General features: G+C 74.4%; 17 protein-coding genes. 8 read left to right on the top strand and 9 right to left on the bottom strand.

Annotated elements, in window-relative coordinates; translation table 11 throughout:
• Window positions 1-8 precede the first annotated feature (8 nt).
• From EV372_RS28075 to EV372_RS28045, 7 genes are all read right to left on the bottom strand, one after another.
• Entirely contained in the window at window positions 9-656 is a 648-nt protein-coding gene (locus tag EV372_RS28075; RefSeq protein WP_130398546.1) for an ABC transporter ATP-binding protein, read from the bottom strand.
• 18 nt (window positions 657-674) lie between these two features.
• On the bottom strand, window positions 675-2,744 hold the full coding sequence (locus EV372_RS28070) for a hypothetical protein (RefSeq protein WP_130398545.1): 2,070 nt from the start codon (window positions 2,742-2,744) through the stop codon (window positions 675-677).
• 73 nt (window positions 2,745-2,817) lie between these two features.
• A complete protein-coding gene (locus EV372_RS28065; RefSeq protein ID WP_019608505.1) occupies window positions 2,818-3,114 on the bottom strand; it encodes a lactococcin 972 family bacteriocin in 297 nt (98 codons plus the stop codon).
• A 395-nt stretch (window positions 3,115-3,509) separates the two neighbouring features.
• On the bottom strand, window positions 3,510-4,397 hold the full coding sequence (locus EV372_RS28060) for a GntR family transcriptional regulator (RefSeq protein ID WP_130398544.1): 888 nt from the start codon (window positions 4,395-4,397) through the stop codon (window positions 3,510-3,512).
• 274 nt (window positions 4,398-4,671) lie between these two features.
• Window positions 4,672-5,700 (bottom strand): 4-hydroxythreonine-4-phosphate dehydrogenase PdxA, encoded by a 1,029-nt coding sequence (gene pdxA / locus EV372_RS28055; protein WP_130398543.1) that lies wholly within the window; start codon window positions 5,698-5,700, stop codon window positions 4,672-4,674.
• A complete protein-coding gene (locus EV372_RS28050) occupies window positions 5,697-6,896 on the bottom strand; it encodes a four-carbon acid sugar kinase family protein (RefSeq protein WP_130398542.1) in 1,200 nt (399 codons plus the stop codon). Before EV372_RS28050 ends, pdxA begins: the two co-directional genes overlap by 4 nt.
• Entirely contained in the window at window positions 6,893-7,936 is a 1,044-nt protein-coding gene (locus EV372_RS28045) for a 2-keto-3-deoxygluconate permease (protein WP_130398541.1), read from the bottom strand. The genes EV372_RS28050 and EV372_RS28045 overlap by 4 nt, the downstream gene beginning before the upstream one ends.
• A gap of 769 nt (window positions 7,937-8,705) precedes the next feature.
• On the opposite strand from EV372_RS28045, the gene EV372_RS28040 reads away from it, so the two are divergent.
• The 4 genes from EV372_RS28040 (at window position 8,706) to idi (ending at window position 13,155) form a co-directional block, all read left to right on the top strand.
• The gene (locus EV372_RS28040) at window positions 8,706-10,109 is read left to right on the top strand and encodes a family 2B encapsulin nanocompartment shell protein (protein WP_130398540.1); all 1,404 of its coding nucleotides are present in this window, start codon (window positions 8,706-8,708) and stop codon (window positions 10,107-10,109) included.
• Window positions 10,110-10,161: 52 nt separating this feature from the next.
• Entirely contained in the window at window positions 10,162-11,490 is a 1,329-nt protein-coding gene (locus EV372_RS28035; protein ID WP_130399161.1) for a family 2 encapsulin nanocompartment cargo protein terpene cyclase, read from the top strand.
• A gap of 104 nt (window positions 11,491-11,594) precedes the next feature.
• Window positions 11,595-12,455 (top strand): geranyl diphosphate 2-C-methyltransferase, encoded by an 861-nt coding sequence (locus EV372_RS28030; protein ID WP_130398539.1) that lies wholly within the window; start codon window positions 11,595-11,597, stop codon window positions 12,453-12,455.
• A gap of 100 nt (window positions 12,456-12,555) precedes the next feature.
• On the top strand, window positions 12,556-13,155 hold the full coding sequence (idi, locus tag EV372_RS28025) for an isopentenyl-diphosphate Delta-isomerase (RefSeq protein ID WP_130398538.1): 600 nt from the start codon (window positions 12,556-12,558) through the stop codon (window positions 13,153-13,155).
• Window positions 13,156-13,309: 154 nt separating this feature from the next.
• Here idi and EV372_RS28020 read toward each other — a convergent pair whose 3' ends face one another.
• On the bottom strand, window positions 13,310-14,125 hold the full coding sequence (locus tag EV372_RS28020; RefSeq protein ID WP_130398537.1) for a metallophosphoesterase family protein: 816 nt from the start codon (window positions 14,123-14,125) through the stop codon (window positions 13,310-13,312).
• Window positions 14,126-14,244: 119 nt separating this feature from the next.
• Complete coding sequence (locus tag EV372_RS28015; protein ID WP_130398536.1) at window positions 14,245-14,748, bottom strand: DoxX family protein; 504 nt, start codon at window positions 14,746-14,748, stop codon at window positions 14,245-14,247.
• Window positions 14,749-15,283: 535 nt separating this feature from the next.
• On the opposite strand from EV372_RS28015, the gene EV372_RS28010 reads away from it, so the two are divergent.
• The 4 genes from EV372_RS28010 to EV372_RS27995 all read left to right on the top strand — a co-directional run bounded on the left by EV372_RS28010 (window position 15,284) and on the right by EV372_RS27995 (window position 24,297).
• Window positions 15,284-16,768, top strand: coding sequence for a sodium/glutamate symporter family protein (locus EV372_RS28010; RefSeq protein ID WP_130398535.1), 1,485 nt, complete (start codon window positions 15,284-15,286; stop codon window positions 16,766-16,768).
• Between the two features lie 256 nt (window positions 16,769-17,024).
• On the top strand, window positions 17,025-18,554 hold the full coding sequence (locus EV372_RS28005) for a TIGR02677 family protein (protein WP_130398534.1): 1,530 nt from the start codon (window positions 17,025-17,027) through the stop codon (window positions 18,552-18,554).
• Complete coding sequence (locus tag EV372_RS28000; RefSeq protein ID WP_130398533.1) at window positions 18,554-19,996, top strand: DUF2398 family protein; 1,443 nt, start codon at window positions 18,554-18,556, stop codon at window positions 19,994-19,996. Before EV372_RS28005 ends, EV372_RS28000 begins: the two co-directional genes overlap by 1 nt.
• Entirely contained in the window at window positions 19,996-24,297 is a 4,302-nt protein-coding gene (locus tag EV372_RS27995) for a TIGR02680 family protein (protein ID WP_130398532.1), read from the top strand. Before EV372_RS28000 ends, EV372_RS27995 begins: the two co-directional genes overlap by 1 nt.
• The last annotated feature ends 57 nt before the right edge of the window (window positions 24,298-24,354 follow it).

Genomic DNA, 24,354 nt, shown 5'->3' with positions numbered 1-24,354 from the left:
TCCTGCCGCTACCGGCCGCCGGCCGCGTCCGCCTCCCGCCCCGCGCCCACGTCGAAGGCGGCGTCGCACGCGTTCCGGACGGCGTCGTCGTGCGTGGCGATCACCACCGCGCAGCCCTCCCGGCTCATCTGGCGCAGCACCTCCACGACCATCGCGCCGTTGTCGTGGTCCAGCGCGCCGGTGGGCTCGTCGGCCAGCACCAGGGAGGGCTGTTTGACCAGCACGCGGGCCAGCGCCACGCGCTGCTGCTCACCGCCCGACAACCGGTGCACCTTCTCCTGCTCCCGTCCCGCCAGGCCCACCCGCTCCAGCGCCGCGGCCTGGTGCGACCTGGTGCCGGACCGCTTGACGATGTCGAGGTTGGCCCGGACGGACGCGCTCTCCACCAGGGCGTAGTCCTGGAACAGGTAGCCGAGCTTGTCTGCGCGGAAGCGCCGCTGCCCGCCCGGTCCCAGACGGGTGATGTCGGTGCCCTCGAAGAGGATCCGGCCCGCGCTGGGCCTCTCCAGCAGCCCCATGCAGTTGAGCAGGGTGGTCTTGCCCGATCCGCTGGCGCCCACCAGGGCCAGCATCCGCCCGGCCTCCACGGTCAGGTCCAGGTCCTGCCACAGCACGCGGGAGCCGAAGGACTTGGTGAGCTTCTCGACGGTGATCATGCTGCTTCCCGGGGGTCATCAGGCCTGCGAGGAGCCTTCGCGGACGATACGGCGGTGGAAGAAGGCGAGCGCGCCCAGGGTCAGGGCGAGTCCGGTCGCCGCGATGGCCGCGGCGTAGAGGGGTTCGAGGCCGGTGGTCGGCACCAGCTCGGGCGGTAGCATCCTGGCGGGGTCGCGCAGCGCCCGCAGCGTGGTGAGCGAGTCCCACGCGGCCCAGCCCGCGAAGCCGAGCGAGATCCCCGCCTCGACGGCCAGGAACCGCCGGTGCGTGGCGAGGAACCCCCACCCGCTGATGTGCCGGGCGAAGACGGTCTGGGCCCGGGTGCGCGTGTGGATGACGCACGAGGCGATGCCGGTCAACAGCAGCAGGGCGGTCCCGGCGACCAGGTTGAACGCCTCGATCCGCAGCAGGTTCAGGTCTGCGGCGTAGGCTCCGGCCGCCTTGTTGAGGATCGGCTGGACCCCGTTGACGTACTCGGCCATCCGCGGATCGGCCTCGCGCGCCCGCTCCACCACACCCGGATCGGGGAACAGCACGGCCTCGTGGGTCATGTAGGCGACGTAGGCGCTGTCGGAGAGTACGGAACCGTTGGGCAGGGCGATGACGACCGGGTCGCGCAGGAAGGGCGTTTCCCGCTGGGCGAAGGGGGCGCGCGACCCGTAGGTGAACACCGTCTGGCCGTCGGCCGAGGGCAGGACCTCGACGTCGGCCCCGGACTCCCCGCCGCCGTTCTGGAGGCGGAGCCAGTCCGGCATCGCCCGCTCGATGTCCTCGCGGTGGGAGGCGTGCGCCCGCGGGAGCAGGACCCGGACCTGTTCCTCGGAGGCGGCGGGGCCGTAGCGCTCGCCCGAGGGGGACACGATCTCCTGCTTCTCCAGGTAGGTGTCGTTGACCACGAGCACGTCGAACCCGGGCCGTCCGGAGCCGACCGGCACCACGGACTCGGGTGCGTGCTGGTCGGCGATGACGACCTCGCCCTCCCGGTCGGCCCGGCGCAGCCAGGGGCCGAGGAGGGCGTTGGCGGCCTCGGAGTCCTCCATGCCGACGCTGCCGTCGAGGGTGGTGTGCGAGGTCTGGCCGGTCCGGGCGAAGGCCTCCAGCGAGGCCCGCTGCTCCCGGGTGGTCTGCGCCAGGTGGACGACCGACCCCAGGACGGCGAGCACCAGGAGCAGCACGGGCACGCGCACCAGGTAGGCGCCCACCTGGGCGGTGCGGACGGGGATGCGGCCCTTGAGCGCGGGCAGGATCGCGGTGGTGTGCACCAGCCCGAGCACCGCGGCGTGCACGGCCACCGCCGCGGCGGCGAGGACCCCCGCGAACACCAGGGCGACCAGGGCGAAGAAGCCGAGCTGGTTCCAGCCGTTGTAGAGGCCCAGGCAGGCCAGGGCGACCAGGGCGACGCCGGGCAGGGCCGCGGCCCACAGCCGGGCGACCTGGCCCAGGTCGCGCAGCAGGATCCGTCCGTAGGAGCGCCCCAGCAGCCGCTGGACGGCGTAGTCGCGGGAGCCGAGCAGCACCCCCGCGCTGACGGCGGTGACGCCCACCAGCAGCGCCAGGGCCAGGACGTTGAACAGCGGGCCGCCCAGGAAGGACTGCCACAGCCGCGCCTGGCTGCCGCCCTCGTCCGGTCGCAGGCCGTGTTCGGCGAGCGCGTCGGTGAGCACCCGCGCGCTCTCGGGCGGTCCGAAGACCAGGTAGTAGCCGCGCGGACCGTGTTCGGCGAGCGCCTCGACGGGATGGACGCGCAGTTCCGTGGCCGGGTTGAAGGACGGGTAGCCCTCGGTGAGCCAGTCGGCGTACCGGGAGTCGGGGTCGCCCACGGCCAGGTACAGGTGCGACAGGGACTCGGGGGTGCGCACGTCCGGGGCGGTGAAGCCGATGGCCACGCCCTGCTCGGCGGCGACGCGCTCGACGGTCTCCGCGACCCGAGCGCTGTCGGAGGTGCCCTCGTCCCCGACGATCCACACCACCGCCGAGTGCTGCGCGGTGGGGATCGTCAGCTCCCACGTGGCCAGCAGCAGCGCGGCGATGAGCGCGGCGAGCAGCAGGAACGCGGTGTGGGCGAAGGCGATGGTCCGGTTGGGCATGGTCTCCTGGGGCGGTCGCGGACACGTGGGCGACCCGCTGACGGGGGGACGTCAGCGGGTCTGTCCCGGTCGGCTAGCCGCAGTGCCTCCAGTAGCTCTCGTTGTTGGACAGGGCGCGGGGGGCCGACGCCCGGGAGGTGTACCCCGGCAGGTACGCGGCGGAGGTGACGGTGTACCTGCCCACCGCAGTGGAGCCGTGGCAGCGCGACCCGTGGAAGTAGTCGGAGTACACGACCGAGGAGGTGAGCCCGTGGTACCACGTCCCGCCGCCGACGTAGCTGACGGCCGCCGCGGCGACGCCCGCGGTCCCGGCGGTGAGCCCGGCGGCGAGCGCCAGGGTCGCGGCCGCCCGCTTGAGGGTGTGGGGCATGGTGTTTCCTCTCCTGGCCTTCGCTGGGGTTCTCGGGGGGAGGGCCTTCGCGGTTCGCTGTGAGGGGTCGTGTCGGGGGGAGGGGTCGCTGCCCCGCCCGCGCGTCAGGTGGCGGGAGGTGCGCCGGAGGCGGTGGGGGGGAGGAGCCGTGGCCGTCGGGGCGGGGGAGAGCCCGTCGTCCCCGGTCTCCTTTCGCCTCCCGGAGCCCGGGAGGTGGGGATACCCCGCCCCGGTCCGGCCGAAAGCCCGCTGACCGCTTGCGGACAGGACCGCCGCCGCCACCTGCCGGTTCCGTGTCCTGGCCGCCCGCATGGCCGGGGGACGGCGCGCGCGTGACGGACGGCCCTTGTACGGCCTTGTCCGTTCGGGTACACGCGGGGGTTCCCCGCGAGCGCTCAGTCCTCCCGGCGCAGGCGGTCCAGTTCGGCGCGCAGCTCCTCGGCCAGCCGCACGGCGCGGTCCAGGCCCGGCTCGCGGGCCGCGCCCGCCGGGGCCTCGGGCCGGGAGGCGGTCAGCGACGGGTCCGGGGCGATGCGCACCTGGTCGGCGGCGCCCTCGGCCTCGATGTCGAAGACCACCCGGTCGGAGCGGTGCCAGCTCTCGAACCACTCCAGGGGCGCGCCCTGCTGGTCGAAGGTCCCGCCCTCCAGCAGCAGCAGCGGAGCGTCGGCGGCCACGCCCAGCTCCCGGGCGATGCGGGGGTCGGCGGGCACGGCGCGGATCTGCCTGCGCCCGCTCGTGGGCACCGCCGCGAAGCGCTCCTCCATCAACCGGTGCAGGGAGGCGTCGCGCAGCATCGCGGCGTCCAGCGCCGCGAAGCGCTCGGCGGGCAGCCAGGTGCGCACGTAGGACAGGGGGTCGCCGTCCAGGGAGCGCATCCGCTCCAGGCGCAGCAGCTCGCGCGTGCCCAGGTGGCGCGTCGCGGAGGGTACGCCCGAACGGGTGGCCTCCAGGGACAGCACGGCGGTGGACAGGCGCAGGCCGTCGGCGGAGAACTGGTCGAACAGCCCGGTCACGCGCTGCACGAACCGGTGGTGCTCGGTGGGCACGGCGGCGACCGCCGCGCGCCCCCGGGTCCGGCGGACCGCGCCCTCGTCCTCCAGCGTCGCCAGCGCCTGGCGCACGACGCTGCGCGAGACCCCGAACCGCTCGCGCAGGGCCGCCTCGCTGGGCAGGGTGTCGCCGGGGGCGATCGAGCGGTCGCGGATCTCCGCGCGCAGCGCTCCGGCGATCTGCGCGTGCAGCGGTCGGGGGTCGGTGCGGTCCACGGGCATGCGGATCATTCTAGGGTCGTCCCTCCTCCCGGGGCGGTCGCCCCGGGGCGGGGAAGCCCCGTGCGGCGAGGTGCGTCCGGCTGCTGGACCGCGCGGCGGACACGCTGTCCGGGGCAGGGGTTTGGTGGAACGGACCGGTCGGCCGGGGGACACGGTGGTACGCGGAGGCGGTCCCCTGGTCCCCGCGGGAGGCCGGTCGGTGCCGAAACCGCGGTGGCGTGCGGGCGCCCCCGCGCACCACGGGGACCGGGGGTGTGCGCACGGGCGCGCACCCCCGGACCGGTCACCCCTCGGAGCGGGTGGCCTGCCACACGTGGCCCCAGCCGGGGGCCAGCTCGGCCGCGCGGCGGATCGCCAGCACGAGGCTGGCCTCGCGGGCGATGCCCCGGCCCGCGATGTCGAAGGCGGTGCCGTGGTCGACCGAGACCCGCACCACCGGCAGGCCAGCGGTGATGTTGACCCCGTCGTCCCCGTAGACCGCCTTGAAGGGCGCGTGTCCCTGGTCGTGGTAGCAGACCGCGACCAGGTTCCACTTGCCCTTGACCGCCGCCGGGATCAGGGCGTCGGCCGGGAGCGGGCCGTGGGCGTTGATGCCCTCCTCGCGGGCGCGGGCGATCGCGGGCGCCAGGACGTCGGCGTCCTCGTCGCCGAACAGGCGGTTCTCACCCGCGTGCGGGTTCAGGCCCGCCACCCCGATGGGCTCGTCCGGGTTGCCCTGGGCGCGGGCGAAGGCGCTCATCAGGCGCAGTACCTGGAGGGTGCGCTCCTGGGTGACGCCCTCGATGGCCTGGCGCAGCGACACGTGCGTGGTCAGGTGGAAGAAGGACAGCTCGTCCGCCGACAGCACCAGGCTGTAGTCCTTCACCCCGAACTCGTGCGCGAGCAGCTCGGTGTGCCCGGGCCAGGCGTGGCCGCCCAGGTGCATCGCGGCCTTGTTCAGCGGCGGGGTGACGATGCCCTCCACCAGGCCGCGCTTGGCCAGGTCCACCGCGGCGATGACGAACCGGGCCGCCCCGTCGCCCGCCTCCGCGCTCAGCTCGCCCGGGGGGACGTGGCCCAGCGAGGGGCCGGTCTGCACGACGTCGATCACGCCGGGCTCGTCGGCGGCCTCGGCCGGGGAGGCGACGGTGTTGACCGCCTCCGGGTCCCCGCCGACGGCGGCGACGGCGCGCCGCAGCGCGTCGGCGTCACCGACCACGACCGGCTTGGCGTACTCGCGGACCTCGGGGTGGTGCAGCAGCGCCTTGGCCGTGATCTCGGGGCCGATCCCCGCCACGTCGCCGAGGGTGACTGCCAGTGTGGGACGGCTCATGCCTTCCTGCCTTTCGGGTGGCGGACCGCCTCGGCGGCCTCCAGTAGTGCGCTGGGGGATCCGAATCCCCCGGCCTTGGTGACGATGGCGCGGCCGTGCCGGGGCCCGCCGGACAGCGTGCCGATCGGGATGCCGGGCGCGACCTCGCCGGTCAGGGCGATGGCGCGGGCCTCCAGCGCCCGGGTCAGGGCGCGCGCCCCGTCGCCTCCGGTGACGACGAACCCGGACAGCTCGTGCCGTCCGGCCAGCGCCGCGGCGAACTCGCCCATGCGGCGGGCCACGGCGGCCGGGTCGAGCTGCCCGTCGCGGTCCTCGGGCGCCACCAGCGCCGTGTGGGCCGTCGAGGGGTCGAAGCGCTCCAGAGCCCCGCGGGTCCAGGAGAGCCACGCCTCCTCGTCGGCGAGGTCGCCCGGCGCGGGCTGCTCGATGCGGGTGCGCGGGTCGGCCACCAGCTCCTCCACCTGGCCGCGTGCGGTCTGGTGCAGCGAGGTGACGACCACGAGCGCGGGCGCCGGGGCCTCCTGCTCGGCCCAGGAGCGGGCCAGCCGGGAGGCGAGCCCGGCCGAGCCCACCGGCACGGCGTCCGCCCCCAGGGCGGTGACGGCCGCCGCGAGCCGGTCCAGGTCCTCCTCGGTCTCGGCGTCCGCGACCACGACCGGGCCGCCGGCGCGCAGCAGTTCGGCGTCGGCGCGGGCGTCGCCGCCGGTGAGCCGGACGTGCTCGGCGCCCAGCAGGACCGCGATCCGGCTCTCGGTCACCGGGGTCACCGGGTCGCGGCCGACCGCGGTGCGGTGCACCTCGACCCCGTCGACCAGGAGGACCCCGTCGCGGACCGTGCGCCCCGTGGCCGGGAAGGCCGGGCAGACCACGGCGACCGCACCGGGCGACCAGGCCGCGAGCGTCGCGTCGATCTCCGCGCGGATGGGGCCGCGCAGGGTGGAGTCGACCTTCTTGTACAGGCGGGCCGCGCCCGCCCCGCGCAGGCGCCGGACGGCCTCGTCGGCGGCGTGGGCGGCCCGCTCCGCGGGCAGGGCCCGCGAGTCGGTGCTGACCGCCACCACCTCGGCGGTGGAGGGGGCCGGGGAGAGCTGGAGCTCGGTGCTCCACCCCGCGCGCAGGAACTGCACGGCGGTGTCGCCCGCGCCGGTCAGGTCGTCGGCGACCACGGCCACGCGGGGCTCTTCGGGTGTGCTCACGAGTCGTCCTCCTGGGCCCCGGCGGGCGCGGCCGAAGCGGTGGCGCGGGCCTGCTCCTCCTTCTCGGCCTCGGCGGGCGAGGCCCCGGCCCGGCGCAGGACCCACGTGGTCACCAGCGGGGCCAGCAGGGCGGTGACCAGGACGCTCGCGGCGACCTGGGAGGTCGCGGTGCCCACGTAGGCGGCGAACGACGGGTCGGCCGCGGCGACGATGGCCGGGGTGGCCACGGCGTTGCCGGAGGTGGTACCGGCGGCGAAGCCGACGCCGGACTCCTTGCCGCGCCGCAGCAGGAACCTGTAGCCGAGGTAGACGAACCCGCCGGTGACCAGGGTGATGACCACGCCCATCAGGACGCCGGTCAGTCCGCCCCGGGCCACGTCGGCGAGGTTGATCCCCGTGCCCAGGGCGAAGGCGAAGAACGGGATGACGATGCCGGGCACGGGCTTGAGCACCTCGCGCCACTGGGTGTCCACGTTGCCCACGACGACGCCGAGCACGAACGGGATGATCGCGGCGAGCAGGGTCGTCAGCGGGATCTGGCCCAGCCCCGAGGCCCCGATGAACAGCAGGGCGAAGAAGGGGCCGTCGTTGACCGCTCCGGCGATGTAGGCGCCGCGGTCGCGGGCGCGTCCGTACTGGCCGGTGATGGCCAGCCACAGTCCGCCGTTGGCGTTGGTGGCGGCGGCGATCATCGCCAGGATCGACACGCCCAGGAGGCCCTCCGGGCCGGTGACCGCGGCGAGCGCGATGATCAGCAGGCCGGGGACGACGCTCTTGCCCAGGAGCACGACACCGGTGGTGGCCAGGACGGGTCCGCTCGTGCGGAGCGTGACCTGGGTGCCGGTGGCGAAGATCAGCAGGGCGATCAGGGGCATCGCGCTGTCCTTGAACAGCGCGGTGGTGAAGCTGCCGATGTCCAGCGCCCCGGGGGCGAAGGTTCCGATGACCGACCCCAGGACCAGGGGGATCAGCATCGCCCCGCCGGGGATCTTGTTCATCCAGTGGTAGAGGGGCACCAGGGACCCGTGGTCGTCGCGCATAAGTATCCGTTCGCAGGGGTGGCCCGGCGGGCGGCCCGTGGAGGTCGGAGGCCGGTACACATGTTGTCCGTACAGATTGTACGTACAAGTTGGGATGATGTCAGATCCGGGCACACGAATTCACATCGGGGCGTCGGCGGGCCGGGGCGCGGAGACGCCGCGGAGGCGCCGCGGGGGCGGTGTGCGGGCGGCGTGAGGGGGTGTGCGGCCGGGTCGGTGTGATCCGCGCCACTGTCCGTCCGGGGGCTCTCCCGCCGCTCGCGTCGGAGCCGCGGTGCGGGCGTGGCATCGGCCGGCCGTAATTCCCCTCTTCGGTGACCGGGAGGCGGCGTGCCCGGTTTTTCCTCATGGGAAATTCACATCACGAAATGTCCCGAATTTGTGGTTTCTGTTCGTGGTTCTGTTCGCACTCAGGTGTGAAGGGTGCGGGTGTTTTTTGGGGTCGTATGACCTGTTCGTGGGCTTGTGGTGTGGTCGAGTGGTGTCCTTTGGCTGGGTGTGCGTCCCGGGTTCGGTGGAGGCCGCGCGGATATGGGACAGGTGTTCCTCCGCTTCTGTTGAGAAAAATTCTCATTTCCCTGCGAAGCCCGAATGAGTGCTCCTAGGGTGATCAGCGGTTTACGGAGAAAGCTGGCCCGTGCGTCAACTGCCCAGGTCACGCCATGTATCCGAATACGCGCAACCTTTCCCAGCGCGCTCCCGCCCGCGGGGCCACCTCCCCCGGCCCCGCGGGACGGGCGCGCTACCACCATGAGGAGAGACACGGCGGATGTCGATCGACTCGGCTCCTGAGGTCCGGAGCAGCAAGCAGCAGAGCCTGGGGACCGCGGCCGCGCGGAACCTGGCGACCACCACCAAGTCCACACCGCAGATGCAGGGCATCAGCTCCCGCTGGCTGACCCGGATGCTGCCGTGGGTGCACACCGACGGCGGCGCCTACCGGGTCAACCGGCGACTGACCTACACCGTCGGCGACGGGCGGATCGAGTTCGAGCAGACCGGCGCCCAGGTCCGGGTCATCCCCCACGAACTCGGCGAGCTGGCCCTGCTGCGCGGTTTCGACGACGAGGAGGTGCTGAGGGCCCTGGCCGACCGCTTCGTCCAGCGCGACTTCGAGACCGGCCAGGTCCTGGTGGAGGAGGGCACGGCGGTCGACAGCCTGTTCCTGCTGGCGCACGGGCGCGTGCACAAGACCGGCACCGGCCCCTACGGCGAGGTCGTCCGGCTGGGCGTGCTGGCCGACGGCGACAGGTTCGGCGACCAGCACCTGCTCGGCACCGAACCGGTGTGGGAGTTCACCGTCAAGGCCGCGACGGCGGGCACGCTGCTGGAGCTGCCCCGCCGCGAGTTCATCGCGATCCTGGACGACTCGCCCGCCCTCCAGGCCCACGTCCAGCGGTACCTGTCCCTGCCCGGCGAGCGGCAGAACAAGCACGGCGAGGCCGAGATCGCCCTGTCCTCGGGCCACGTCGGCGAGGCCGAGCTGCCCAGCACCTTCGTGGACTACGAGCTGCGGCCGCGCGAGTACGAGCTGAGCGTGGCCCAGACCGTGCTGCGGGTGCACAGCCGGGTCGCCGACCTCTACAACAAGCCGATGAACCAGACCGAGCAGCAGCTGCGGCTGACCATCCAGGCCCTGCGCGAGCGCCAGGAGCACGAACTGGTCAACAACCGCGAGTTCGGCCTGCTCCACAACGCCGAGTTCAAGCAGCGCATCCAGACCCACTCGGGACCGCCCACCCCCGACGACCTGGACGACCTGCTGAGCATGCGCCGCAACACCCAGTACATGTTCGCCCACCCCCGCGCCATCGCCGCCTTCGGCAAGGAGTGCAACAGCCGGGGGCTCAACATCGGCACCGTCGAGGTCAACGGCCACCACCTGCCCGCCTGGCGCGGCGTGCCGCTCCTGCCCTGCGGCAAGATCCCGGTCACCGAGCACCAGACCTCCTCGATCATCGCGGTCCGCACCGGCGAGGACAACGAGGGCGTCATCGGCCTGTACCAGACCGGCCTGCCCGACGAGGTCGAACCCGGCCTCAACGCGCGCTTCATGGGCATCGACGACAAGGCCGTCATCTCCTACCTCGTCAGCACCTACTACTCCGCCGCGGTGCTCGTCCCCGACGCCATCGGGATCCTGGAGAACGCCGAGGTCCACCCGCGTGGCTGAGCACCCGACACCGTCAGGGAAGGAGGTCTAGACGGTGCCACCGCTGCCCAGGATGTCCGCCTCCGTCGCCTCTCCGGAGGTGGCGGCCCTGGTGGACGACCTGCTCCGTGATTCGCGGCGCCCCGGAAGACCGGACCTGCTGGTGTCCGCGGCCGCCCCGCGCACGCCTCCCGCGCCCCGGCTGCCCGTGGGGCCCCGCGAGGTCGGCACGTCGGCGCTGCGGCTCCGGCTGCCCGACTCCCACGCCGCCGACCAGAGCCCCGGCGCCCTCGCCGCGCGCACCGGACTCCGCCTCCCCGGCCACCCCGGCGGCCTGGGCGCCTCGGGCCCCACCGCCCCGGCGCCCGGGCGCCCGGGGACCGGCGCCCCGCCCGAGGGGCCGGCCGTCGCCTCCGAACCCGAGGGACCCGAGGTCGACGGGGAGCGGATCCCGGCGCTGTACTGCCCGCCCGCCGTCCGCGACGACCCCGCCCTGGGGGACGAGGTCGACGACCGGCTGCTGCTGTGGGCCGAGGAGATGGGGATCTACCCCGGCCAGCTCGACCGGGTCCGCTCGGCCGGGTTCGGTCGCCTCATCATGCTCGCCCACCCCGAGACCGACGACCCCGACCGGCTGCTGGCGGCGGCCAAGTGCGCCCTGGCCGAGTGGTCCGTGGACGACCACTACGTCGACGGCGAGGCGGAGGAGGCGCACCCGGAGCTGCTCGGCCAGCGCCTGGCCATCGCCCACTCGGTCATTGACCAGGCGCACCTGCCGCTGCGCTACGCGCCCCAGCTGGAGGAGGTCGTGCGCGCGGACCCCGTGATGCGTGCCCTGCGCTCCAGCCTGGACAACCTGGGCCTCTACGCCACCGCCTCGCAGGTGCGCAGGCTCCGCCACGAGCTGGCGATCATGTTCGTGGCCTACAACCAGGAGGGCGTCTGGCTGGCCACCGGCCACCGGCCGCCGGTCTGGGAGTTCCTCATGCACCGCCACGAGAACAGCTTCGTGCCGTGCATGGCGCTCATCGACGCGGTCGCCGGGTACGAGCTGCCGCACCAGGCGTTCTCCGAGCCGAGCGTGCGCCGCGTGTTCACCCTGGCGGGCAGCGCGAGCGTGATCGTCAACGACCTGTACTCCATGGGCAAGGAGGACGTCACCGACCTCAGCCTGCCCCGGCTGATCGCCACCGAGGACGGGTGCTCGCTGGGTGAGGCCGTGCGGCGCACCGTCGACATCCACGACGAGCTGATGCACGCCTTCGAGGCCGAGGCCGCCGCCCTGGCGCTCACCGGCTCGCCGGAGCTGCGCCGCTTCCTGTGGGGCCTGTGGGCCTGGCTCGGCGGCAGCCGCGAATGGCACGCCCGCAGCCCCCGCTACCACGGGGCGGGCGCCGACTGAACGGGCCGCGCACCCGGCGCGGCCCCTCCCTCCGCAGCGGACCGGCCCGGCCCCGGGCACGGGCCGGTCCCGACCGACACACCACGACAAGGAGTTCCTCCGCGATGACCGAGACCCTCAGCCGATCGGCCAACGTCCTGCGCACCGCCTACCAGGAGTCCGTGGCGGCGTACTGGAACGCCGAGAAGGACCCCGTCAACATCCGCCTCGGCGAGGTCGACGGCCTCTACCACCACCACTACGGGATCGGCGACTACGACCCGTCCGTACTGGAGGGGCCGGAGGAGACCCGCGACGAGCGCATCATCCGGGAGATGCACCGCCTGGAGACCGCGCAGGCCAACGTGCTGCTGGACTACCTGGGCCCGGTCGCGCCCGGCGACCGGATCATGGACACCGGCTCCGGCCGCGGCGGCACCAGCTTCATGGCCAACCAGCGCTTCGGCTGCCACGTGGACGGGATCAGCATCTCCGAGCAGCAGGTCGCCTTCGCCAACGGCCAGGCCGAGGAGCGGGGCGTGGCCGACCGCGTGCGCTTCCACTTCCGCAACATGCTCGACACCGGCTTCGAGACGGGCTCCCTGCGCGCCAGCTGGAACAACGAGTCCACCATGTACGTGGACCTGTTCGACCTCTTCCGCGAGCACGCCCGCCTGCTGGAGTACGGCGGCCGCTACGTCACCATCACCGGCTGCTACAACGACGTCACCGGCGGCCGCTCCAAGGCGGTCAGCCGCATCGACGAGCACTACACCTGCAACATCCACCCCCGGAGCGAGTACTTCCGGGCGATGGCCGCCAACGGACTCGTCCCCATGGAGGTCGTGGACCTCACCGCCGCCACGATCCCCTACTGGGAGCTGCGCGCGAAGTCCTCCGTGGCCACCGGCATCGAGGAGCCCTTCCTCACCGCCTACAAGGAGAACAGCTTCCACTACCTGCTCATCGCGGCCGACCGCGTCTGAACCTCCCGGGGGGCGGCGCGGCCCCCCGGCCGCGCCGCCCCTCCGAGCGTCCGTACCCCTACGGGCGCCCGCACCCCGACGCCGAACACGAAGGACACCGATGACCGCCAGAACGGACACCGACCACCGCTCCGCCGCCGCCCCGGACGACCGCGCCGCGCAGCCGGTCATGCTCGAACTGGTCGACGAGGACGGGGCGACGATCGGCACCGCGGAGAAGCTCTCCGCCCACCTGCCCCCCGGCCGGCTGCACCGGGCCTTCTCGGTCTTCCTGCTGGACGGGCGGGGCCGCCTGCTGCTCCAGCGCCGCGCCCTGGGCAAGTACCACTCTCCCGGCGTGTGGTCCAACACCTGCTGCGGCCACCCCTACCCCGGCGAGACGCCCTTCGCGGCCGCCGCCCGGCGCACCGGCGAGGAGCTGGGCGTGGCCCCCGTCCTGATGCGCGAGGCCGGGACCGTGCGCTACAACCACCCCGACCCGGTCTCCGGGCTGGTGGAGCAGGAGTACAACCACCTCTTCGCGGGCCTGGTGCGCGACGACCCGCGCCCCGACCCCGGGGAGATCGCCGAGACCGCGTTCGTGGACCCGGACGGGCTCGCGCGGCTGCGCGGGGAGTACCCGGTCTCGGCGTGGTTCGCGACCGTGTTCGACGCCGCTCTGCCCGCGGTGCGCGAGCTGGCGCCCGACGCGGGCTGGTAGTCCCCGGCAGCCGCGGGCCGTGCCTTCGTCCCGGCACCCGGACGGGGGTCAGGCAGGGGGCCGAACGCGGAGCCGGGCGGACAGGACCGGCACGGGGCTCCCGGCCGGGCGCCGAGGGCCGACGAACGGAGCGCACGCCCCTCGCGCCCGCGGCCTACAGGATGCGGCGCGGCCCCTCGGGCGGCTGCGGACGGGCGCCCCACTCGCGGGGGTAGCCCAGCGAGACCTCCACGTGGGGCACGCCGTCGACCACGATCGTGCGGGGGATGTGCAGGTGCCCGTAGACCACGGCGCGCGCCCGGTAGCGCACGTGCCAGTCCGCGGTGGCCTCGGTCCCGCACCACTGGGCGAACTCGGGGTAGCGCAGGATCCGGGTGGGTTCGCGCACCAGCGGGAAGTGGTTGACCAGCACGGTGGGCAGGTCGGCGTCCAGCGCGTCCAGCCGCTCGCGCGTGTACTCCAGGCGGGCGCGGCACCAGGCGTCGCGCCCGGGGTGGGGGTCGGGGTGCAGCAGGTACTCGTCGGTGCACACCACGCCCGCCTCGTGGGCGACCGCCAGCGCCTCCTCCTTGGTGCGCGTCCCCTCGGGCCGGAAGGTGTGGTCGTACAGGACGAACAGGGGGGCCACCGCGACCGGCCCCCGGGGCCCCGGCCACACCGGATAGGGGTCCTCGGGGGTGTGCACGCCCAGGCCGCGCAGGCCCTCGACCAGGTGCCGGTAGCGCGCCTCCCCGCGCAGCTGGACGGGGTCCGTGGGCGTGGTCCACAGGTCGTGGTTGCCCGGAACCCAGACCACGGTGGCGAACCGGTCGGCCAGCAGCTCCATCGCCCAGAGGACGTCCCCGCTGGTCTCGGCGACGTCCCCGGCCACCAGCAGCCAGTCGTCGTCGGACTCCGGCCGCAGCTTCTCGGTGAAGGCGCGGTTGTCGCCGTGCCGTACGTGCAGGTCGCTGATGGCGAACAGGCCCATCCCACCGTCTCCCCGTGTCGGCACCGGTCCGCGGCCACCCTACACACAAACAGGCGAGGGGCCCCGCGTGCGCCCCGGGGCGCACGCGGGGCCCGGCCCGTGCCGCGCCGCCGGGCGGCTCACGCGACGGTTCCGGCGCGGGGCGCCCGCGCGGGGACGCCAGGCGCCGCGCGCCGCCGGGCGCGCAGGTGGTGGACCAGCACGGCGAGCGTCGCCGCCAGGAACACCGCCTGCATGGCGGTGCGCACCGGCAGGCTCTCGGTCGTCCCGGCGACCGTCCCGGCGGTGATCGCGTACACGTTGGCCGGGAACATGGCCACCAGCAGGGCGCTGAGCCCGGCCGCGGCCCAGGGCGAGGTGCGCGCCCACAGGATCCCCGCCGCCCCGGCCAGTTCGAGGACGCCCGTGACGGTGACCAGCAGGGCGGGAGCGGGCAGGGCGGGCGGGACCATCGCGATCAGGTCCTCGCGCATGCCCACGAAGTGCGACACCCCGGTCAGGGTGAACATGGCCGCGATCCCGCCCCGCAGGGCCAGCGGCCAGGAGCGCAGCGGGCGCGCGCCCGCCGCGCCGAGGGCGAGCAGCAGCGCCGTCACGCCGACGAGGGCGATGAGCGGTTCCATGGTGCTTCCTCCCGGTTCATTCTTCCGTCCCCGTGATCTTTCCACTGGCAATATTCCTCCTGCCGACGGAACTTGTCAATGGAAAGATGGGGGGGTGGTGACGAACGGGGCCCACGGTTGCCGGCGGGCCCCGCGTGACACTTCCCATCCCGGCGGCGGACCGCCGGGCGGACCGGCTCGGGTAGGGCGGACGAAGCCCCGCGGGGCGGGCGCCCCGCCCCGCGGTCGCCGCGGACCCGCCCGTGGGCCGCGTCCGGGTCCTGCCGCGGGTGGGAGCGCCGGAGGTCGCGGCCGTCGGGGCCCGCTCGCTGTGACCGGACCCGTGCGCCGCTCCCGGCCCGGTCACGCTCAGTCCGTGTCCGACACCACGACGACGTGTGTAGGATGCCGCGGGTGATCGTGACGGCACGGTCACCCGAGCCGTGGCGCCCTCCCCCTACCTCCCCGCCACGGCGCCGAGCCGAGGCGTGCCGCCCCGACCCGCTCGTGTCCGGGTGCGCACGCGCTCGCGGAACCGACACACGAGAGGTAGAGGATGAGCCCTGAGACCGTCGGCCTCGCACTCCTGCTGCTGGGAGTGCTGCTGCTGACAGCGAAGCTGGTACGGGTCAGGTGGAAGCTGACGCAGAGGCTCTACCTGCCCGCGTCGATCATCGGCGGCGGTGTCGCGCTGCTCCTGGGCCCCGATGTGTTCGGGCGCCTCATGGGCTGGCTGGCCGACCGGGGCGTCGGCGGGGGCTTCGCCGAGCGCGCGGCCGAGGGCGGGCTCTTCGGCGCGGACGTGATGGCGGTCTGGTCCGCCCTGCCCGGCCTGCTGATCTCGGTGGTCTTCGCCAGCCTCTTCCTCGGCAAGCCCCTGCCGCGCTTCCGGGAGGCCGCCTCCCTGGCGGGCCCCAACCTCGCCTTCGGCGTCACCATGGCCAGCGGCCAGTACGTGATCGGCCTGGTGCTCGCCCTGCTCGTGCTCGCACCCCTGTTCGGCGTGCCGGTCATCTCCGGCGCCCTGATCGAGATCGGCTTCCTCGGCGGGCACGGGACCGCGGCGGGCCTGGGCGACACCTTCGAGCAGGCGGGCTGGGCCGAGGGGCAGGACCTGGCCCTGGGCATGGCCACCGTCGGACTGCTGTCGGGCATCATCGTCGGCATCGTCCTCATCAACTGGGGCGTGCGCCGCGGCAAGTCCAACGTGATCAGCGACGACTCCCGCGGCAGCGACACCGAGCAGGCCGGGCTGGTCGAACCCGGCAAGCGCCCGGCGGGCTCGACCATGACCGTCCACCCCTCGTCCATGGACCCGATGACGCTCCACTTCGGGCTGGTCGCCCTCGCCGTGCTGATCGGCCAGCTCATCCTCATGGGTTTGCAGTGGCTGGAGCGGGTGCTGTGGGCCGACACCATCGAGATCATGGCCTACGTGCCGCTGTTCCCGCTGGCCATGATCGGCGGCATCGTCCTCCAGGTGTTCATCGACCGCTTCGACCGCAACGAGGTGGTGGACCAGGGGACCGTCGAGCGGATCCAGGGCCTGTCGCTGGACGTGCTCATCATCGCCGCGATGGCCACCCTGTCGCTCCAGGCCATCGCCGACAACCTCGCCGCCTTCGCCATCCTCGCCGCGGCGGGCGTCCTGTGGTCGCTGTGCGGATTCCTGTTCCTGGCGCCGCGGATGATGCCCAGCCACTGGTTCGAGCGGGGCATCGGCGAGTTCGGGCAGTCGCTCGGCGTCACCGCCACGGGCCTGGTGCTGATGCGCGTCGTCGATCCGGAGATGAAGTCGCCCGCCTACCCGGCGTTCGGCTACAAGCAGCTGATCTTCGAGCCGTTCTTCGGGGGCGGGCTGGTCACCGCGGCCGCCATCCCGCTGATCATCAGTCCGCAGGTGGGAGCGGTGGGCTTCCTGGCGATCATGGCCGTGGTCCTGGCGGCCAGCCTCGCCACGGGCCTTCTCGTGCTCCGTCGCAGGTCGCGCGGGGCCGCTGCGCCCGAACGGGAGGCAGAGGAGGCCGAGCCGGTGCCCTGACCCGGCGCACGCGCCCGCTGCCCCGGCCGCGGCGGAGCGGGGCGCGGGCCCAGCGGTCGGGACCGGTCCGGTGCTCCGGTAGCGCGACGCGTTTCGGGCGCCGGACGCGGCTTCCGCCGGGGCGGCGCGCCTCTCCCGGAACCGGGCCTGTGGAAAACGGGTGTACCGTCCCTTCGGTCACCTAGCGTTAGTGGGGGAGGCGCGACCGGTCCGAGGTCCGCCCCGGCAACGCGCACACCAACCGAAGGGGCGGCCCGTGGTCGAACGCAGAGCCCTCGACATGGACCCGCTCGCGGTCAGCGACCGGTTCCGTCTGTTCAACTTCACCCGTCGCGACGACCACGTCACCTACCTGTGGATCCTGCGGGCCATGGACCGCCTGCGCGAGGTCCACCAGGTCCAGGTGGCCCCCGACGACGTCGCCGAGGCCCTGCGCGAGCTGGCCCGGTCCCACGACGGGGTGCCCGTGCCCGACCGGAGCCTGCGCGACCGCCTGGACGAGCTGCACGCCGACCGCGTCGTGCACCGCTTCGACGACGCCTCACGGGCGGGCAACCTGGCGCGCTACCGCAACCGCCAGTCGGTCTACCAGTTCAGCGAACTCGGCTACCGCGCCTACCAGTCGGTCGAGAACCTGCTCGGCGCCCGCATCGAGGACGTCAACCTGTCCCGGCTGGTCTTCTCCGAGGTCCTGGACGACCTGCGCGCCCTGGCCGAGGCCAACCGCACCGGCCGGGCCGAACAGGTCTACCGCAGGCTCGCGCGCCTGGACGCGGTCATGGAGGACATGGGGCGCCGCTCCGCCCAGTTCCACGTCACCCTCGGTGAGATCCTGCGCTCCACCGACACCTCCCCGGACATCTTCCTGCGCCACAAGAACGCCCTGCTGGTGCACATGAGCGACTTCATGGCCGAACTCGACCGCTACCTGCCCCGCCTGGACCGCGCCGTGCGCGAGGTGGAGGAGACCGGGCTGGCCACGCTGCTCTCCCGCGCCGCAGACTCCGACGAGCGCCTGTTCATGGAGCGCGACGAGCGCCTGGCCGACTGGCGCCGCCGCTGGCGGGCCCTGCGCGCCTGGTTCGCCTCCGACGACGCCATCCCCGCGCGGGCCGCCGAACTCCACGAGGCCACCCGGTCGGCCGTCTCGGGCGTCATCGCCCTGCTGCGCCAGATCACCGAGGCCCAGCGCGGCGGGGTCAACCGCTCCACCCAGCTGCGCCACCTCGCCGAGTGGGTGTTCCACACCCCCGACGACGGCGCCGCGCACGCCCTCATGGGCGCCGCCTTCAACGTCCGCTCCGCCCGCCACCTGGGCGCGGCCCACGACGACGAGGAACAGATCCCGCCCAACACGACCTGGTGGGACGCCCCCGGCGTGGAGGTGTCGGTCACCCTGTTCCGCAGCGGCAACGCCCCCAACGCGGGCGTGCCCAAACCGGTGCGGCGCAACCCCGGCGCCCAGGCGCGCCTGCGCGGACAGCAGGCCGCGGGCCGGACCGCCGAACGCGAGGCCGCGGCCCGCCTGGTCGACCTGGGCGCCCACGGCCGGGTCCTGGACGAGACCGACACCCGCGTCCTGCTGCGCCTGGTCACCCGCGCCCTGGAGTCGCGCAGCGTCGTCGCCGGACGCCTGTCCTCGGCCAGCGGCGAGGGCGACGGCACCATGGTCCGCCTGGTCCCCGACCCGGCGGGCAGCACCGTCCACACCAGCCAGGGCCGCATCCACCTGCCGGGCCTGCGCCTGGAGGCCACCGGCCACCGGCCCCGAACGAAGAACACCTGATGCCCCGACTCTTCGCCCGCACGGTCGCACCCGCCGACCTGGGCTCCTACCAACAGGCCATGCGCCGCGTCCTGACCTGCGACCTCATCACCGCCGCGCGCCCGCGCCCCGGTGTCCTGGAGCAGGTGCTGCGCTGGGCCGACGGACTCTCCGCCGACCTGGAGCGGCTCTTCGGCTACACCCTGGTCGCCACCACCGACCACGTGCGCCTGGTCCGCGAGCTCGACGCCCTGGACCCCACCCAGCGCCAGACCTTCTCGCGCCGGGGCAAGCCCTTCGACCGGCGCAGACTCGCCTACCTGTGCCTGGTGCTGGCCGCCTTCCAGCGCTCCCAGATCGAGATCAGCCTCGCCGACCTGGTCGCCCGGTTCACCCCCGGGGCCAACGCCGTCGGCGGACTGGGCTACGACCCCACCGACGGCGCCCACAAGGCCGCGCTGGTCGACGTCGCCCACTGGCTGGTGGACCGCGGGGCGCTCCACCTGTCCGACGGGTCCCTGGAGGCGTGGGCGGCGGGCGGAGAGCAGGGCGACGCCCTGTTCGACATCGACCACGAGGTGTGCGAGCTGCTGTTCCGTCCGGCGCGCCCGGTCCAGCACCTGGGCAGCGTCGCCGGGCTGCTCGCCGACCCGCTCACCGAGGCCTCGCCGCGCGAGCAGGCGGCCCGGCGGGCGCGGCGGCTCCTGGTGGAGCGGCCGGTCGTGTACTACGCCGACGTCGAACCGGCCGTGGCCGCGGTCCTGCGCGGCCGGGGCGTGGCCGAGGACCTGGCCCGCGCCACCGGGCTCAGCGTCGAGCGCCGCGCCGAGGGCGTCCTGCTGGCCGACCCGGCGGGCACCTTCACCGACCGGCCCTTCCCCGGCCGGGGCGGAGCGGTCAACCGCACCGCCGGGCTGCTGCTGGCCAAGGTGGCCGACCTGCTGGAGACCTCCCTGGCCGCGCTGGTCCGGCTCCAGGTGCCCCCGCACGCCGACGACCAGGCCGAACTCGTCCGGCTCGTGGACGCCGGTCTGCCCCGCGACGGCGTCGTGGCCGACCTGGCCTGGACCGTGGAGCCCGCCGGGGAGCGGGAGGAGGCCGCCGCGCCGCTGGAGGTCCCCCTGGTCGAGCGCGGCCGGTGGGAGACCATGATCCACGAGCTCTACGCGGAGTTCGGCGCCGCCTCCTTCGGCGGAGCCTGGCAGCAGGACCCCTACGGCCTGCTGGACGCCGCCCTGACCCTGCTCGCCGAACTCTCCCTCATCAGACCGGTTCCCGGCGGCGCCCTGGTGCTCCCCGCCGCCTCCCGCTACCGCAACATCCAGGGCGCGCTGCCCGAGCGCGCCGACGGGGGGCAGCTGCCCCTGGGGCTGACCGACCCCCGGCCGGGGGAGCCCGCCTCCTCCCACGCCCCGCCCGCCCCGACCCCCGCAGCCGCCTCCACCTCCGCGGAAGGAAAGTAATGTCCCCCAGGAGCGACCGATTCCGGCCCAGCCGCGCCGGTGTGATCAACGTCTGGGACTACGTCGACGAGGAGTTCGTGTTCGCCGACGGGCGCCTCGTCCTGCGCGGACACAACGGCTCGGGCAAGACCAAGGCGCTTGAGGTGCTCTTCCCGTTCATCCTGGACGGGTACACCGACGCCCGCCGCCTGGACCCCTTCAGCGGCCAGAACCGCACGATGAAGTCCAACCTGCTCTACCGCGGCCAGGACTCCGAGTACGGGTACGTGTGGATGGAGTTCGCCCGCACCGGGCCGGGGGAGGGGACCGAGACGGTCACCCTGGTCATCGGCCTGCGCGCGCACCGCCACCGCGACGGCGTGACCCCCTCCTTCTTCGTCACCGACCAGCGCCTGGGCGTGGACTTCGGCCTGCTCGCCTCCGACGGCCGCCCGCTCACCGAGCGGCAGCTCAAGGGGGTGCTCGGCGAGGACGCCTTCCGCTCCACCGCGGCCGACTACCGCCGCGCCGTGGACGCGCGCCTGTTCGGCCTGGGCGAGCGCTACGTCCAGCTGCTCGACCTGCTCCTGGCGCTGCGCCGCCCCCTGCTGGCCAAGGACCTGGACCCCGAGAAGGTCTCCGAGACCCTCACCAGCGGCCTGAGCCCCCTGGACGAGGAACTCCTCGACCAGGCCGCCCGCGACTTCACCAACCTGGCCGCCGTCCAGCGCCGCTTCGACCAGGCCAGCACGGCGCACGCCGCGACCACGGCCTTCGTCGGGGAGTACGCCGCCTACCTCACCGCCCACGCCCGCCACCGCCTGGCCCGCGTGCACACCGCCGCCGGGCAGGCCGCCGAGCAGGCCCGCGCCATCGCCGAGGCCCGCGACACCCGCGAGCGGGCCACGCTCGCGCACGCCGCCGCCACCGGCCGGGCCGAGGAGCACGACGCCCGGATCCGTCGGCTCGCCGCGCGCAGGGGCGGACTGGAGGCGCACGAGGCCTTCCGCAGCCACGCCGCCCTGGAGATCGAACGCGCGCACAGCGCCGAGACCGCCCGCGCCCTGGCCGAACAGCAGGCCAGACTGGACGACCAGGCCGGGGAGGTCACCGCCCTCCAGCGCGAGGCCGACCGGGTCGCCGCCGACCTCGAACACGGGCGGGCGCGCACCGGTGAACTGGCCGCGGAGCTGGCCGAGAACGCCGCACAGGCCGGGCTCGACCACGACGGGGAGGGCCCCGCCGACACCGGCGACGACCTGTCCGCCGCCGCGCGGGCGCGCGCGACCGCCCGCCGCGCCGACGTGGCCGCGGTCCGCGAGCGCCTCGCCGACCTCGCCCGCGCCGAGACCGCGCGCGGCGCCGCCGAACGGGCGTGCGCCCAGGCCGAGGACAGGCTCGGACGTGGCGAGGCGGAGTGCGCCCGCGCGGCCGACGACCTGGCCGCGGCCCGTGCCGGTGCCGCCGAGGCCCTCACCGCCTGGGCCGCGCACTGGGTGGAGGGGCCCGCCCCGGTCACCGACGCCGCCTGCGTCGCCGCCCTGACCGAGGCCCTGGAGGGCGTCGGACGCCCCGGCACCCCCACGGTGTCGGAGGTCTACGGCGAGCACACCGACCAGCAGCGCCTGGACGCCGCCGCGCACACGCGCACCCTGGAGACCGACCGGGACCGGCTCGGCGCCGAGATCGACCGCCTCACCCGCGAGCGCGCGGACATCGCCGCCGAACGCGACGACGCCCCGCCCGCCGACGCGCTGCGCACCGCCTCCCGCGAGGGGCGCCCCGGCGCCCCGCTGTGGCAGCTGGTCCGCTTCGCCGACGCGGTCGGCGACGACGAGGCCGCCGCCGTCGAAGGCGCCCTGTACGGCGCGGGCCTGCTCACCGCCTGGGTGCACCCCGACGCCGACGCCACCCGCGCGGCGCTCGCCTCGGGCGGGGCCGACGCCTACCTGCTGCCCGCCGAGGGCGCGGCCGCGCCCGAGGGGCCCACCCTGGCCGACGTGCTGGTGCCCGAGCGGCAGGACCGGGTCCCCGAGCACGTCATCGCCCGCGTCCTGGCGTCGGTGCGCCTGGTCCGCGACAGCGGGGGTTCGGCCGGGGCCACGGACCCCGTCCAGCCCCTCGGGACGGCCGGTACCGGGGGCGCCGCCGACGCCACGGGCGCCGGGGCAGCGGCGGCGCACACCGTCGGCACCGGCGCGCGGTTCTCCCAGGGGATGCTGGTGGGCGTCAGCCCCAAGGCCGCCCCCGAGTTCATCGGCGCCACCAACCGCGCCCACCGCCGCCGCGAACGCCTGGCCGAGTGCGACGCCCGCATCGCCGAACTCGACGAGCGGCGCGCGCGGGTCGCCGAACAGCTCGACCGGGCGGGCGAACTCCTCAAGGCCTTCACCCGGGCCCGCGCCGCCCTGCCCGAGACCGCCACGATCGACCGGGCCGTGCGCCGGGTCGAGCAGCAGTCCACCCTCCTGGCCTCGGCGCGGGCCGAGAGCGAGGAGCGCCGCCGCGACCTGGACGCCGCGGTCGCCGAGGTCGACGCCCACCGCCACCAGGTGCGCGCGGTGGCCGCCGAACGCGCCATGCCCGCCCAGCCCGGGGCGGTGGACGCCGTCGCCCGTGCCGTGGACGACTTCCTGGAGACCGCGCGCCGCCTGCACACCGCCCGCGCCGAGGTCGAGCGGCACACCGCGGACCTGGACGGCAGGGAGGAGACCCTGGCCCGTCTGCGCGCACGGCTGGAGGAGGACCGCGAGCGCCACGAGGAGCGCACCCGCGAGCACGAGCGCGCCGCGGCCGAGCTGGCCGCCAAGCAGGAGGGCATCGACGCCCCGGTCCGCGAGCTCATGGCCGAGCTCGAACAGGTCAAGGAGGAGCTGCACCGGGCCCGTGAGGAGCACCAGGGCGCCCAGAAGGAGGCCGCGGCCGCCCACGAGGCCATGATCCGGGCCGACGAGAAGCTGGAGGGCGGGCAGCGGGCCCTCACCGACTCCCTCGCCGCGCTGTTCGAGCAGGCCGACGCCTTCGCCGCCCTCACCCACCCCGACCTGCGCGCCGCCCTGGGCGTGGACACCGCGCACGCCTGGCCGGACCGGCGCTCCTGGCCCGCCCCCGAGGAGGCCGCCGGACAGGTCCTGGCCGCGGCCCCGGACGACCCGGAGGCCGCCGTGCGCGCGGTCCTGCCCGGCCGCGCCGCGGAGCTGCTCGACGCGTTCACCGCCGCCGTCGGCTCCGGGGCCGCGGTCACCGACGGCGACCTCAAGTCCGTCTCCACGCGCATCTCCAACGCCCTGCGCGCCTTCCAGGACACGCTGGGCGGCGACGCCGAGGGCTACCGGGTCGACCACGACCTCGGCGTCAGCGGCGTCATCACGGTGTTCGTCAACGACGAGACCGGCCGCAACCCCGTCTCCGCCTTCGCCCGCGTCATCGCCGAACGCGTCGAGGAGCAGGGTGCGCTGCTGCGCGAGGAGGAGCGCGGGGTGCTGGAGGACGAACTGCTCACCGGCATCGCCCAGCAGATCCACGAGCGGGTGCGGGCGGCCCGCGACCTGGTCGTCAGCATGGACCGCGACACCCGTTCGCGGCCCATGTCCTCGGGCACCCGGATCGGCATCCGCTGGAGCCGCTCCGACCGCGTGAGCGAGCACCAGGCCACCGCCGCCCGCCTGGTCCGGCGCGACACCGAGGAGCTGGGCGCCTCGGGGCTGACCCGGTTGCGCGAGGTCCTGCGGGAGATGATCCGCGAGCACCACGCCGCCCACCCGCGCGCCACCTACAAGCAGGTCCTGTCGGCGGTGCTGGACTACCGCACCTGGTACCGGTTCGAGCTGCGCCTGGCCGTGCCGGGCCAGGAGGAGGTCAAGCTCACCAGGAACAAGCACGAGCAGATGTCGGGCGGCGAGAAGTCCGCCGCGATCCACCTGCCGCTGTTCGCCGCCGCCAACGCCCTGTACACCTCGGCCGCGCCCACCTGCCCCCGGATGGTGGCCCTGGACGAGGCCTTCGCCGGGATCGACGACCGCTACAAGCCCGAGCTCATGGGGCTGACGGTCACCTTCGACCTGGACATGTTCATGACCGGGCACGACCTGTGGGTGCACTACGACAGTGTGCCCATGGCCGCCCACTACGACATGCACCACGACAAGGGGGCGCACACCGTCTCGGCGATGCTCATGCTCTGGGACGGCGCCCAGACCATCGACGCCGACGCCGGGTTCTCCGGCAACGAGGAGCTGGCCGCGCGGCTGCTGGGCATCACCCCCAGCCGGTTCGCCCCGCTGTCCTCGGCCGGAACCCTGCTGGAGGACGCCGACGCCTGAGCGGCCTCGGCACGGCCCCGGCGGTCTTCTTCCGAAGGCGCACCGGGGCCGTGCCGG

It is taken from the genome of Nocardiopsis sp. CNZ308 (assembly GCF_004217075.1).
Note: the sequence above shows the minus strand (reverse complement) of the source record. Positions and strands in the feature narration are given on the sequence as shown.